Below are 14,514 nucleotides of genomic sequence, written 5' to 3' on the forward strand. Positions count from 1 at the left end.
ACTCCCTGAGGGGCGAGCTTCACTCTCTGCTCCCTGAGGTGCGAGCGAAGCGAGCCTCGAAGGGCCAGGTGAGATGCTCGTCCGCCCTTCGAGGCTCGTCGCTATCGCTCCTCGCACCTCAGGGAGCAGTGCACTCCTCGCTCCTCGCACCTCAGGGAGCAGTGCACTCCTCGCTCCTCGCACCTCAGGGAGCAGTGCACTCCTCGCTCCTCGCACCTCAGGGAGCAGTGCACTCCTCGCTCCTCGCACCTCAGGGAGCAGTGCACTCCTCGCTCCTCGCACCTCAGGGAGCGATGGGGGGTCTGTCGTTCTCTGAGCTCAGGGAGCAGTGCGCTTCTTCGGATCAGGGAGCGGAAACGAGTTGCCCTCGACCATCCAGGACGACGGTCAGATCGGCATCAGGAAGTGCTTGCGCGGGGTCTTGAGGACCTCCTTGTCGCGCAACTGCGCCAACGCCTTTCGGAGCTGCAGCCGGGTCTCGGCGGGTTCGATGACGGCATCGACGTACCCGCGCTCGGCGGCAAGGTACGGGGTGGCCATCATCGTGTTGTAGAAGTCGATGAACTCGCGACGGATCTTGTCTGCCTCGGCGGCCGAGAGACCTTCGGTCTGACGTCGGGTCAGCACGGCGGCCGCCGATTCGGCGCCCATGACCGCGATCTTGGCGGTGGGCCAGGCGAAGTTGACGTCGGCACCGAGGTGCTTGCTGCCCATCACCGCGTACGCGCCGCCGTAGGCCTTGCGCAGCACGACGGTCACCTTGGGGACGTCGGCCTCGACATAGGCGTAGAGGAAGCGGCCGGAGCGTCGGATGGTGCCCTTCTGCTCCTCCGCGAGACCCGGGAGGATGCCCGGGGTGTCCACCAGGAACACCAGCGGGATGCTGAAGGCGTTGCAGATGCGCACGAAGCGTGTCGCCTTCTCCGACGAATCGGTGTCCAGCACACCCGACATCACGCTCGGCTGATTGGCGACCACACCGACCGAACGGCCGTCCACGCGGGCATACCCGGTGATGATGTTGGGCGCGAACAACTCGCCGACCTCATGGAAAGCGCCGTCGTCGAACAGCTTGATGATGATGTCGTGCATGTCGTACCCGGCATTGTCGTTGTCGGGCATGAAGTCGTTGAGCGACAGGTCCGACTCGGTGATCTCCGGCTCGAGGCCCGGGTTGATCACCGGCGGGCGCTCGTAGGCGCTCGACGGCATGTACTGCAGGTACTCGCGGACCCAGTCGAACGCGGACTTCTCGTCGACGGCGACGTGATGGATGTTGCCCCAACGCGCCTGGTTGTGCGCGCTGCCGAGGTCCTCGGCCGAGATCTCCTCGCCGTTGACCTGTTTCAGCACATCGGGTCCGGTGACGAACATGTACGACTTGTCCTCGACGGCCACCAGGATGTCGGTGTTCGCCGGGGTGTACACCGCGCCGCCGGCACACTTGCCGAGGATCACCGAGATCTGCGGCGCGAGACCGGAGAGCAGGTCGTTGCGACGGCCCATCTCGGCGTACCACGCGAGTGAGGTCACGGCGTCCTGGATCCGCGCTCCGGCCGAGTCGTTGATACCGACCATGGGACAGCCGATCTTGCCTGCCCACTCCATCAGCGAGGCGACCTTGCGGCCGAACATCTCACCGACGGTTCCGCCGAAGACCGACTGGTCGTGCGAGAACGCCGCGACCGGGCGGCCGTGCACCAGACCGTGTCCGGTGACCACACCGTCGCCGTAACCGCTCTCGGCCGCACCCGGCATCTTCGCCAGCGCGCCGATCTCGACGAAGGTGCCGGGATCGAAGAGCATGTTCAGACGCTCACGGGGAGAGCAGATCCCCTTCGCGGCGCGTTTCGCGAGCGCCTTCTCGCCTCCCGGTTCCCGGGCGGCCTCCAGCTTCTGGCGAAGGTCGGCGAGCTTGCCTGCGGTGGTGTCAGTCACGGTGTCTCACTTTCTACGCAACCGCTGTTTCCGATGAGCAACAAGTGACGCTACTTCTCGTCGATCCGCCCGAGACGCGCGGCCAGATCGCTACCGATCCTGCCGATGTACGGCTCGTCGACGATCGACAGGTGGTCGCCGCCGACATGGATGATCTCCAGGTCGTCGACCACCTCGCCCCAGCGACCGTCCTCGTCGATCTCGGCCCATTGCGGCTCGAGTTCGATGGCCCCGGCGTGCATCTTGTCGGCCCGGTAGAGGACGACCTTGCCGTCATAGGGTTCGGGGGCGATGCTGCTCAGCACCCGGTTCTCGATGAACGAGGTCCGCTGGTGCTCGATGATGCCGCCGGGGATCTTGGTGCCCGACATCGACATCATCTCCATGATGATCGCGAACTGCCCCTCGTCGTCGGCCTCGACGAGACGATCCATCGGGATCGGCACATCGGGGTCGAGATCGTAGTTGCGGATCGCGAACTCCTTCCAGCGCTCGAGCCGCGCCCGCTTGCTGTCCGGGGTCTCGGTCATGTCCGCGCGGGGACGCACCACGTCGATCAGACCGACGAAGGCCACCTCTTCGCCGGCTTCGCGCAGGAGCTGCGCGACCCCATAGGCCAGGGCGCCACCGAACGACCAGCCGACCAGCACGTACGGACCATGTGGCTGCAGCTCGCGCAGGCGCGGAAGGTATTCGCGCACACGCTCTTCGATCGTCCCCTCGATCCCACGATCGAACCCGATGACCGGCCGGTCCTCGGGCAGACGCTTGAGGAGCGCCTCGTACGCCGACGTGTTGCCGCCCGCGGGATGGAACAGCAGGATCGGGGTCGGGTCGCCGGCAGACGGGTCGTAGACCTTCTTGCTGTCCGGGACCAGACGCAGGTAGCGCAGGAAACCGTCGGTGGACGCGCCGGCGTCGAGGTGCTCACGAACGTAGTTCGACATCTCCTCGATCGTCTCCGAGTCGAGGATGTCCTCGACGTCGATGTCGCCTCCGGTGCGCTCGTTCAACCGGTCGGTGAGCTGCTGGGCGACGTCCTCGGACAGGACCGGCAGCTTGTTGAAGATGCCACCGGCCGAGGCCTTGGTGACCACCGCATACGTGCCGAAGGTCAAGCGCTCGGCGGCATCTCGCGGCGGCACGTCCGAACCGGCGGCCTCGGCGACGGCCCGCTGCGATGTGATGTCCGTGGTCGCCTGCGGTGCTGCCTGACTCGGCGCTGCCGTCGGGGCCGCCTCGGGCACAGTCGGCGTCTGCGCCGGGGAGTCGGCGACCGCCGCCTCGACGTCGGCCGCGTCCTCGGCGACCTCGAGCTTGCGCTCGGGCGACTCCTCGGCGGGCTCGTCCTTCGCGTTCTGCTCGTCGATGTAGGCGTTGAGGGCAGCGGTGTCGAGTTCGCCGCCGTCGCCCGCCTGCGCCAGGTCGTCGAGCTGATCGCGATGCGTGACCGCGAATTCGACGAACTTCTGCACGTCGGCCAGATTCGCCTGCCGCATCGCCTGCAGCTGGAGCTGCGGGATGTCGAACTCGTACTCGACGCGGTTCTTGATGCGTACCGCCATCAGCGAGTCCAGACCGAGTTCGATGAGCGGGATCTCGCGCGGCAGGTCCTCGGGGTCGTAGCCCATGGACTCACCGACGATGATCGCGAGACGATCACCCACGGGCTCACCGGATTCCGGACTCCACTTGTTGCCGATGTCGTCGATGACCTCGTCTTCGACGACCACCTTGTCGTCGGCGAAGACCGCCGCACCGGCACCGGCCTGCACCGTGTCGGCCGGGGCGCTGTCGGCGGAAGCCTCGGGATCGCCGGTGACGACCGCCTCGAACAACAACCGGAAGTTCTTGTCCGCCTTGGTGGTGTCCGGGCGGACGTGCACGGTGACCGAGCCGCCGCCGGGGTGTGGGCTGAGCGTCGTGGTGACGGTGCCCGTCGTCGGGACCTCGCCATGGGTCACGGCCGCGCCGACGGACGCGTTGGCGAGTACCTGTCCGGCCGCCGCGTGGACGAGCGCGCGCGGGTCGGTGACCGCCGCGGCGTTCACCTCCCAGGCGTGCCGGCCGTCGGGCAACGCCACGTGCGAACCGGGGATCTTGCCGGCCGAGCCGCCCGAGGAGATGGTGGCGGTGAGCCAGAACTCCTTGCGCTCGAAGCGGGTACGCGGGATCGCGGCATGCTCGCCGGTCCCGAACAACGATCCGACGTCGACCGGGTGACCGTGGACGTAGAGCTTCAGCAGCGCGTTGACGAGACCGAAGCTCTCGTCCTCTTTGCGCCGCAGCGTCTCGATGAGCTCGGCATCGTGCAGTCCGGCCGAGAAGGTCACCGCCGCAACGGAGATCAGCACTGCCGGATTCGGCGAGAGCTCCAGGAAGGTGCGGTGTCCGTTCTCCACCGACTTCGCGATCGCCTGGCTGAACCACACGCTGTGGCGCAGCCCCTTGGTGAAGTAGTCGATGGTGTGGACGGGCTCGTGACCCGCACGGTAGAAGACCTCGCGGTCGACCGAACTGTAGAAGCCGGTGGTGGGGCGCAGCGGCTCGATGCCGGTGAGCTCGTAGGCGAGTTCGCCCAGCAGCGGATCCATCTGCGAGGTGTGGCTGGCGCCCTTGGTCGCCAGCTTCCGGCCGAGCTTGCCCTCGCTCTCGGCCCGCTCGACGATGGCGTCGACCTGCGACTCCGGCCCGCCGATGACCGTATGGGTCGGCGCGGCGTAGACGCAGATCTCGAGATCGGGGTAGTCGACGAGGACGCCGTTGATGTCGTCGGCGCTGTACTCGACGAGCGCCATGAGACGGATGTCGTCGCCCTGCAGCATCGACTCGCCCTCACCCATCAGCCGTGATCGCTGGCAGATGACACGCGTCGCATCCTCCAGCGACAGACCGCCGCTGATGTACGCGGCCGAGGCCTCACCCATCGAATGCGGCACGAGCACACCGGGTTCCGCCCCGTGGTGACGCAGGGTGTCGGCGAGGGCGACCTGGATCGTGTAGATGCCGACCTGGCTCTGCTCGATCCCGTAGGTCTGCTCGTCGTCGACGAACATCTCCGCAATCGAGTATCCGAGCTCGTTCTGGACCAGTTCGTCGACGCGGTCGACGTACTTCGCGAAGATCGGGTTCTCGGTGTAGAGCTGCTTGGCCATCTTGCGGTGCTGCGAACCGAAGCCCGACAGCAACCAGACGGCCGACGCCGCATCGGGCGAATCCGACGAGTAGACAATCGGATTGCTCTTCCCGTCGGCGATCGCGCGAACACCGGTGAGCGCGTCGTCGTGGGTGCGGGCCATGACGACCGCGCGCGAGCGCCCGTGGTTGCGGTGGGCCAGTGCGCGTCCGATGTCGGCGAGCGGTGTCGACCGGCCGGCGTCGGACTCGAGCCACTCGAGCAGGTCCGCGGCGGCCTTGCGTCGGCGCGACGGCAGGAATCCCGAGATGACCAGCGGCACAACCGAACCCTCGACCGCGCACGGCGCGAAGCCGGCGGCGGGGTCGGGTGCGGTCTCCTCGACCACCGGATCGATGTTCTTCGCCTGCGCGGCGAGCACGGCGCGCTCGGCCTCGGTCAGGTAGACGTCGTCGTCGTCGAGATCGGGTTCGTCGCCGAGCGACGCCGAGGCGGGCAGCTCGGACGCGCTCGCATCACCGGCCGGTGCAGACGCCGGTTCGAGGTCCTCGGGCCGCACCTCGCGCACGACGACGTGCGCGTTGGTGCCGCCGAAGCCGAACCCGGAGACACCGGCGACGGCGTGGCCGGAGTAGCGCGGCCATTCGGTGTTCTCCGGGATGACCTTCAGGTTGGTCGCGTCGAACTGGATGTACGGGTTGGGCCCGGTGTAGTTGCGCGAGGCCGGGATGACGCCGTGCTGCATCGCCAGGACGACCTTGGCGAGAGCGCCGGCACCGGCGGCCGACTCCATGTGGCCGTAGTTCGTCTTGACCGAGCCCAGCAGCATCGGCTGTTCGGGGGCACGGCCCTTGCCGACGACGCGACCCAGCGCGTCGGCCTCGATGGGGTCACCGAGGATGGTGCCGGTGCCGTGCGCCTCGACGTAGTCCACCGAGCGCGGGTCGATCGCGGCGTCGGTGTACGCACTCCGGAGCACATCGACCTGCGCCTCCGGGTTGGGGGCGGGCAGACCGTTCGAACGGCCGTCGGAGTTGACCGCGGACCCGGCGATGACCGCCAGGACCCGGTCGCCGTCGCGCCGGGCATCGGACATCCGCTTGAGGACGAGGAGACCGCCGCCCTCGGCGCGGATCATCCCGTCGGCGTCGGCCGAGAAGGCCTTGATGTGACCGTCTTTCGCCTGTGCCCCGATGCTGTCGAAGCCGAGGCTGGCGGCCGGGTTGATGATCATGTTGACGCCGCCCGCGAGGGCGACCTCGGATTCGCCGGTGCGCAGGCTGCGGACGGCCTGGTGGACTGCGACCAGGGACGACGAGCACGCGGTGTCCAGCGCGACCGACGGACCGCGGAAGTCGTAGAAGTAGGAGACGCGGTTGGCGACGATCGCGGTCGACGTACCGGTGAGCGCGTACGCCGCAGTGTCCTGGGCGCCCTCGCCCAGGCCGAGGGTCGCCAGCAGCTGATAGTCGTTGGTCGACGTCCCGATGAACACACCGACCGGCGCGCCCTTCAGGTCGCTGGGTGGGATGTGCGCGTGTTCGAGTGCCTCCCAGGTCAGTTCGAGCGCCAGCCGCTGCTGCGGGTCGACCATCTCGGCCTCGCGCGGACTCATCTGGAAGAAGTCGGCGTCGAACGTCCGGACGTCGTCGAGGTAGCCGCCATGGGTGTTGGCGTTCTCGAGCACCTCGGCCAGACGCGGATCGGCCTTGAACTCGGTCCAGCGGTCCTCGGGCAGCTCGGAGATGCCGTCGACACCGCCGAGCAGCGCCTCCCAGGTGGACTCGGGCGTGGTGCCCGACTTCGGGAACCGCGTCGAGAGTCCGACGATCGCGATGTCGTCGTCGACGCTGCGCTCGCGCTGCCAGAAGGTGTCCGCGTCGCCGTCGAGGCCCTCGTCCGGGTCACCCTCGATGATCCGCTGCGCGAGCGTCGCGATCGTGGGGTGGTTGTAGACCACCGTCGCGGTGAGGATGACCCCGGTCTTGTCCTCGACGTCGGCGGCGAGCGCCACCGCATCACGGGACGAGAGACCGAGCTCCTCCATGGGACGGTCGACGGCGATCTGCTCGACGGGGAGCCCGGTGGCCTGCGACACCCACTCGCGCAGCCAGTCACGAAGCTGGTCGACGGTGAGGTCACCGGCGGTCTCACCGTCGGTGCCGGACGCGGCGGAATCGATGGTGCGGGCCTCGTCGGTATTCAGTTCAGACATCGCTTCCAGACTACTGATCTCGGGGCACCTGAACTGGTGCCGGGTGCATTATGAGCCCGCGGGGTGTCCGGGCGCGGCAACTCGACGCACTCACCCCGCCCGGGTCCGCAGAATCGCTACTCGGCGTCCGGGAACGCCGTCTGCTTGTAGCCGCCCCGGAGGCTGCCGTCGATGTAGGCCGCACGCGTCGCGCGACGGGCGATCTTGCCCGACGACGTGCGCGGGATCGAGCCGGCCGGCACCAGGAGGACGTCGCGGACCATCACGCCATGACGCTGGGCGACCGCGGCGCGCACGGTGTCGGCGACCTCCTGCGGGTCGGCCTTACGACCGGGTCCGCGCTCGGCGACGATGACCAGCTGCTCGGACGCGTCGTCGGCGTCGGGCTTCAGGCCGCTGCCGGCGAACTCGAACACCTCACCGGGCAACTGGTTCGCGGGCACCGAGAACGCCGCGACGAAGCCGGGGCGCAGTGCGTCGCTGGCCTCCTGCGCGCTGTACTCGAGGTCCTGCGGGTAGTGGTTGCGGCCGTCGACGATCACCAGGTCCTTGACGCGCCCGGTGATGTAGAGCTCGCCGTCGAGCCAGACGCCGAAGTCGCCGGTCCGCATCCAGATCGCGTCCGCGGGCGCACCCTCGGCGTGGCTGTTCTCGGGGAGCGGGGTGACCAGCTTGTTGTGGAACGTCTCCACCGTCTCGTCCGGCTTGTTCCAGTAGCCGGCGCCGATGTTCAGCCCGTGCAGCCAGATCTCGCCGACGTGGCCGTCGGGTTGTTCGGTCGCGGTCTCGGCGTCGACGATGGTGGCCCACTGGCTCACCGCGACCTGGCCGCAGGACACCTGTGCGACCGCGTTGGGTGCATCGGCGTCGACGAGGGTGAAGCTGCCGGCGTTGAGGTCGTCGCGGTCGACGTAGACGATCTTCGCCTCGTTCTCGCGCTGCGTCGCGGACACGAACAACGTGGCCTCGGCCATGCCGTAACAGGGCTTGATGGCCGTCTTCGGCAGACCGTAGGGCGCGAACGCCTCGTTGAACTTCTTCATCGAACTGACGGTCACCGGCTCGGAGCCGTTGATCAGGCCGATGACGTTCGAGAGATCCAGCTCCTCGCCGTCCTTCGGCAGACCGCGCGCGGCGGCGTGCTCGAAGGCGAAGTTGGGCGCGGCGGCGAAGGTCTCGGCGCCGTCGGCGGCCGCGGCCAGTTCCTTGATCCAGCGACCCGGACGACGCACGAACGCCTGCGGGCTCATGATCGTGATGTACCGACCGCCGAGTGCGGGCAGGATCACGGTCAGCAAGCCCATGTCGTGGAACATGGGCAACCAGGTGACGCCGCGCGCCTTCCGGTCGATGCCGATGGTGTCGGAGATCTGCAGCACGTTGGCGGCGACCGCCTGATAGGTGATCTCCACGCCTGCGGGGACACGCGTCGAACCCGACGTGTACTGCAGGTAGGCCACGGTGTCCTTGTTGTGGTCCTGACCGGCGACCGGTGCCACCCAGCTCGACCCCACCGAATCCGGCACCGCGTCGACGGCGATGACGCGCGGGCGCTCCTTGGCCGGCAGCGGCGCGAAGAAATCGCGGACCGCCTCGGCGGACTTCGTCGAGGTCAGGATCGCGGTCGGCCGGCAGTCGTCGAGGACCGCGTGCAGACGGTCGGTGTGGCCGGGCTCGTCCGGGGAGAACAGCGGTACCGCGACGTTGCTGGCATAGAGCGCCGCGAAGAACCCGATCACGTACTCGAGCGACTGGGGCGCGAGAATCGCCACACGGTCGCCCGGCTTCGTGACCTGCTGCAGACGCGCCGCCACCGCGCGCAGCCGCTTACCGAACTGCGCCCAGGTCAGATCCTGCGGCTCCCCGTCGCGCTCACGGCTGTAGTCGATGAACCGGTAGGCCAGTGTGTCGGCCTGCTCGCGGACGTTCTGCTCGACGTAGTCGACCAGGGTCGCTTCCTCGCTGAAAGAGATGTTCCCGGTCTCATCGAGAAAGTCTTCGAGTTCAGTACTCAGCATTCATTACTCCTGTGCCCCCTCGTGGACTCCCCCACGCGGGCGCAGATCTCCGGCGAGGTCTTGGCGACACCACCACGCAGTCCTGCCGTCCACGTCCTGTGCCGACCGCGGGATACGGTAGCGCACGTCCAGTTACCCAACGAAAAAACTCGCGTTCGTCATGCTCGGTTTCGCATGAGTGCGCGTCGCCCCTCGACGCGCACCCCCGGGTTCACCGACCCGTCACCTCGCTGTTGAGTCGCGAGACCGTCGGCCATCCTACTCCCCCTTCAATTGCGCCAGCACGGGCGCAAAAGCATCCATCTGCGTCGGGAAGACCCCGACGTAGGACATGGTGGTACGGCGACGCACCTCCCGGATCTGGTCGGCGATCTCGTCGAAGCTGCCGATCGCGATGTACGGCGAGGTCAGCACGTCGTCGACGGTGAACTCCGTGTCGTGCGCGATGTTCGGCGGATAGCCCTGTTCGAGGGCCTTCAACGCCATCTCGGCGGTGGCGACCCGGTCGTCGGTGATGACGATGACGGCAATCGTCCAGTTCAGCTCGAGATCGTCGAACCGGTCGCCGGCGGCCTCACGGATGCGGTCGACGCGTTCGGTGGTCTTGGCGATGGTCATGTCGGACAGCTTCATCTTGCCGTCGGTGGTGGTGCCGGGAGCGACGGAGATGATGTCGGCGTGCTTGGCGGCCAGGGCCAGCATCTTGGGTCCACCGCCGCCCACGGCGATCGGCGGACGCGGTCCCTGCCTCGGCCGAGGACTGCCCTCGAGGCCGTTGATCTGGTAGAACTCGCCGTCGAAGTTCACCGTCTCGCCACGCATCAGGCCGTCGAGGACCGTCAGCGCCTCATCGAGGCGACGGATGCGCACACCGGGCGACTCGAACTCGATCCCGGCCTTGTCGAACTCTTCTTTCATCCAGCCGGCGCCGATGCCCAACTCGAGACGTCCCTTGCTCAGGACGTCGATCGTGTTGGCCTCCTTGGCGAGCAGGGCCGGGTGGCGCCAGCCGTTGGCGAGCACCGAGGTGGCCAGGCGGATCGTGCTCGTCGCCTGCGTCAGCGCGCCCAGTGCCGCCAGCGGGCCGACCTGGTTGCCGAGATGGTCGGGCACCGCGAAGGTGTCGTAGCCGTACTCCTCGGCGGTCTGCGCGAGCTTGACGAACTTGCGGGCACCGCCCTCGTCCTTGTTGCCCTCACCACCCGCGCCGAAGCGGAACTTCCGCAAGCCGGAGGAGGCACCACCGGCATCGCTCGGGGGTTGCGTCATCGCTGTCCTCTCGTCGTGATCGCCGGATGGGTGAGGGCGCGTGTACGCCCTCCGGCGTCCGCGGTGTTCCTCGGGCCAGCCCAACACGTTAATGCAGCGTGACGGCACCGCCAAACGAATCGGCCGACGCCGCCAGACGAGGTTACCGGCCGGTTAGTTCGACGACGGGACCGGTGGTGCATCGGTGGTGCCCGGCCGGTGTCGTCCGGCGGGCGAGCCAGGGTCAGTTGTGCTTGGGCGCGGGCGCGTCCTGGATGAGGTCCTTGGACCAGTCGTACATCCACTGGGTCGCGGTCTGGCCGTCGTTCTCCCAGTAGCGCGTCGTCGCATACATCGCGTGGATGGGGTTCGACGCCGCGTTCGCCAGTTTCGACACCGCCGCCAGCGGATTGACGATCGTCGGCGAGTCACAGATGAGATCGCCCGGCGCGCAGATGGATTGGACCCGATCGCGGAGGTCGCCGAATCCGCCGTTGCGCGGGCCGGTCATCGAGATCCCGGGTACGAGATTGCCCATCCCGCCGAGCGCGATCTCCGCGCCGACACCGTTGGGGCTCGGCTCGATGTCGTTCTGTTCACCCGGCTGGCGTCGGCCGTCGGCGATGAGCCCGACACCGAGCACGAGGTCCTGGTCGCTCTCGTCGAGCACGCCGCGGCCGTTGCCGATGTTGCTCGCGAGATCACCGGCGATGACCGCGCCCTGGCTGAAGCCCATGATCACGTAGCCGGTCAACGGGCAGCGTTCGTTGGTGGAGATGATCTTGCCTGCCGCGCGCTTGTAGCCCTGGGTACGCGAGACGTTGTAGTCGGCCTGCCGGTCGGCCAGGTTGGTCGGGTTCCGGAACTCGGCCGTGTAGGGGACGGTGTAGATCTCGGTGCGCGAGGTGTCGAAGTCGTTCGACAGCGCGCGCGAGACGCGCAGCATCAGCGAGTTCGGATTCGCCGACGGCTTGTACGGATCGTCGTCCGCGCTCGACTCCCAGGTGCCGGGGATGACGACCGTCAGGACATCGGGGCAGTCCGCGGGCTGGGCGTCGGGACGTTCGCCGGACGGCGGCGTGCTCGGCGGCCCACCGGGACCGATCGGCGCGGGGCCGGGCGCCAGCCACACCAGGACCAGCACGACGATGAGCACGATCGCGATGGCCGCGAGCGCGAGGAGCAGCAGAGCGAACTTGCCGAGCCGCCGAACCGGACCCTTGCGGGTGCGGCCCGCGGCGTTGCGACGGGCGGCCACGTCAGCAGTAGTGCTGTTCTGCTGCGCGAATGACCTTGTCGGCCTTCACGTTCGCTTCTTCGACATTGTCTGCACCGGGACCGACGGAGGCGGTGACGAAGGCCTTCACCATGCTCGGGTCGGTGCCCTTCTGTTTGGCGCCGCAGACATACTTCGCCATGGTCAGGGCGACCGAGTTGTCGTTGTCCCCCATGAAGGTGACGTCCTGCTGCTTCAGCGCGGCCAGGTAGGCGCGGGCCTTGTCGTCGAGTGGTTGGCCGCTGGGCCCGGGAAAACTGGCCGGGACCTTCGTACTGGGGTTCGGCGCGGTCGCGGGCAGCTCCGACGTGCCGCCGGTCGTGGACGGGGTGGCCTCTGCGGAGGTCGTGCCCGGCGTGCTCGTCGAGGACTCCGCCGCCGAGTAGAGCGAGGTCGTCGTGACCGGGTTGTTGGTGATCGGCGCACTGGCCGTCGAGTCGTCGGCGCAGGCCGACACGGACCCGAGCGCGAGAGCGAGGCCCGTCACGGCCAGCACCAGCCGCACACACTTCGTTGTCATCGCCACTTCCTGCCGAACCTTTCTCCGTCGAGATCGCGCACCACCGGACGATCTGTCCGGCGACACCTCACGCGTCCGGCCTGCGGCCGATCGCGATGCAGGGGCACCCCGCATCGCACACCACGTCAGGCTACCGCCCGCGCGGGGGCATTCCGGCCGCCGCACTCGCGCCACCTGCACAAACAGTCCGATTCCTCAGCGAAGTTTCAGGCCGCACACACGTGCGGTCGAGGTTAGGGGGCACCGACGGGTGCCCCCGTCCTCTTCTGTCGAATCCCGCCTCGCTCACCGGACTCCTCACTTGAGGACTTTGGTGCCGTCCTTCGCGGTCCAGGTGATCCGGCCGTGCTCGAAGTAGTTCACGCGGCCCTTGCCGTCGCGGGTCGGGAGTTCGTCGCTCGTCGGCTTGCCGAGACGACCGGCCGGACCGCCGGCGGCGACGTAGGCGCCACCGATCGCGCCCGTGACGATCTTCGGGCCCTTCGGTCCGGTGAACATGCGTCCGCCGGCGAAGTCCTGGGCCTTGCCGCCCGCCACCGGGTACGACGGGGTGAGGCAACCTCCCAGGTCCGCCTTGTTGGCGTCCCAGACCTTGCGGAAGGCACCGTCGACGCGGCATGCGACCGCATCACGCGACAGTCCGAGCGCGGCCGCGGCCTGCGGCCAGGCCTGCATCATCTCGAACTCCCAGTAGGGCCAGGTGTGCGTACCCGACGGCCGGTAGTTGGCCTGGCCGGGAATCCCCTTGCGATTCAACTGGATCGCGAACTGCTGCGAGGTGACGCGACTCAGCATCTCGAGTCCCACACCGGAGTAGTTGGTCGCGAGCATCGGGATGTCGGACGGTTTGTCGTGGGGCCCGACCATGCCGTTGCCCGACGAGACGTACAGACTCGTGCCCTGCAGCTTGTCGACCAGCAGGTACGGATCGTGTTCCTTCCAGGCCGGGTCCGACGGCGGGCCGAACATCTTCATCGAGTCGTAGCCGCCACCGTCGCGCACCGCGAACTGGATCGCCTGCGGCATACCGAATGAACTCAGCTGCAGGATTCCCGAGAACGACGCCGCGAACTTGTAGAACCCGGGGTTGCGCGCGGCGAGCATCATCGCGGCGGAGCCGCCCATCGACAGCCCCTCGATGCCGCGGACGTCGGTGGACCGCCAATCGTTCTCCAGGATGGGCGGCAGTTCCCGCATGAGGAACGTCTCCCACTTGTAGTTCTTGCCGCGATCGGGTTCCTTCCAGTCGGTGTAGAAACTCGACTCGCCACCGATCGGCAGGATGACGTTGACGTTCTTGTCCTTGTAGAAGTCGACGATCTTGGTGTTGATGATCCAACCGCTCTGATCGTCCTGCGCGCGCAGACCGTCGAGCATCGTCAGCTGCGGGAACTTCTCCTTCGGCTTCGCGTGCCAGTCGCGGGCCAGCAGGATCTGCACCTGGATGTTGGTGTTCATCGCCGGGGAGTAGACCCACAGGGCCACTCGCCGGTCGGTGTACCAGTACGTGTTGGTCACCTTGGCGGGTTGCGCGGCCGGGACCGACGCCGGTGCGACCGGGGCACGCGAGCTCGGCGGTGCGGGTGCCGGCGCGCTGGGTGAGGCCGGCGGCGCGGGCGCCGCGGGCGGTGCCGCGGGGGCGGGCGGGGCCGGCGCGGGTTCGGCCCCGGCGAGCCCGTTACCGATCACGAGTACCGCGACCGTCGCCAGCGCGACCACGGCGGCCTTCACCGGGCGAAGGGTCGCCCGACGACCGGCCGGGCGCGCGCCATCCTGCCCTGCATCGGCCGGTCGCGCGTCGACCTTGCCTGTACCACTGTTTCGCCGCATCACTCTCCAGAACTCCTTCGCCCCTGTACACCGGCGCCAGCACCCGTGACCGATTCCCCGTCAGTCACACATGCCTCATAAGTATCAAACGCCTCAGGAGTTTCTTACACGCCACGGCGCGGCCTGTCCGCACGCCACGCTGTGACACGTGGGATTTGTGTGACAGTTGATATCTCGCCCTGCTCCCTGAGGAGCGAGCTTGCGAGCGTCACGAAGGGTCTCTCACCTCGGGTCGCCGACCCCCTTCGTGACGCGCCCTCCGCAAGCTCCGGACGCTCCTCAGGGAGCGGAGTGATACGACGACGCCCCGCCCGGTGACCCGGGCGGGGCGTC

7 protein-coding genes are annotated in these 14,514 nt (G+C 67.9%); all 7 read right to left on the reverse strand.

Annotated elements, in window-relative coordinates; translation table 11 throughout:
- Positions 1-387: 387 nt before the first annotated feature.
- On the reverse strand, positions 388-1,938 hold the full coding sequence (locus AB4Z55_RS00980; RefSeq protein ID WP_101822542.1) for an acyl-CoA carboxylase subunit beta: 1,551 nt from the start codon (positions 1,936-1,938) through the stop codon (positions 388-390).
- 50 nt (positions 1,939-1,988) lie between these two features.
- Entirely contained in the window at positions 1,989-7,289 is a 5,301-nt protein-coding gene (gene pks13 / locus AB4Z55_RS00985) for a polyketide synthase Pks13 (RefSeq protein ID WP_369518943.1), read from the reverse strand.
- 116 nt (positions 7,290-7,405) lie between these two features.
- The gene (gene fadD32, locus AB4Z55_RS00990; RefSeq protein ID WP_004018730.1) at positions 7,406-9,307 is read right to left on the reverse strand and encodes a long-chain-fatty-acid--AMP ligase FadD32; all 1,902 of its coding nucleotides are present in this window, start codon (positions 9,305-9,307) and stop codon (positions 7,406-7,408) included.
- A 258-nt stretch (positions 9,308-9,565) separates the two neighbouring features.
- Positions 9,566-10,576, reverse strand: a complete 1,011-nt coding sequence (locus AB4Z55_RS00995; RefSeq protein WP_004018729.1) for an LLM class F420-dependent oxidoreductase — start codon at positions 10,574-10,576, stop codon at positions 9,566-9,568.
- A 223-nt stretch (positions 10,577-10,799) separates the two neighbouring features.
- Positions 10,800-11,813: a cutinase family protein gene (locus AB4Z55_RS01000; protein ID WP_369518944.1), complete on the reverse strand. Its 1,014-nt coding sequence runs from the start codon at positions 11,811-11,813 to the stop codon at positions 10,800-10,802.
- Between the two features lies 1 nt (position 11,814).
- Entirely contained in the window at positions 11,815-12,351 is a 537-nt protein-coding gene (locus AB4Z55_RS01005) for a DUF732 domain-containing protein (protein ID WP_004018727.1), read from the reverse strand.
- A 297-nt stretch (positions 12,352-12,648) separates the two neighbouring features.
- A complete protein-coding gene (locus AB4Z55_RS01010) occupies positions 12,649-14,181 on the reverse strand; it encodes an alpha/beta hydrolase-fold protein (protein ID WP_248644335.1) in 1,533 nt (510 codons plus the stop codon).
- Between the last annotated feature and the right edge of the window lie 333 nt (positions 14,182-14,514).

This window comes from Gordonia sp. ABKF26 (genome assembly GCF_041103195.1).
Taxonomy (GTDB): Bacteria; Actinomycetota; Actinomycetes; order Mycobacteriales; family Mycobacteriaceae; genus Gordonia; species Gordonia terrae.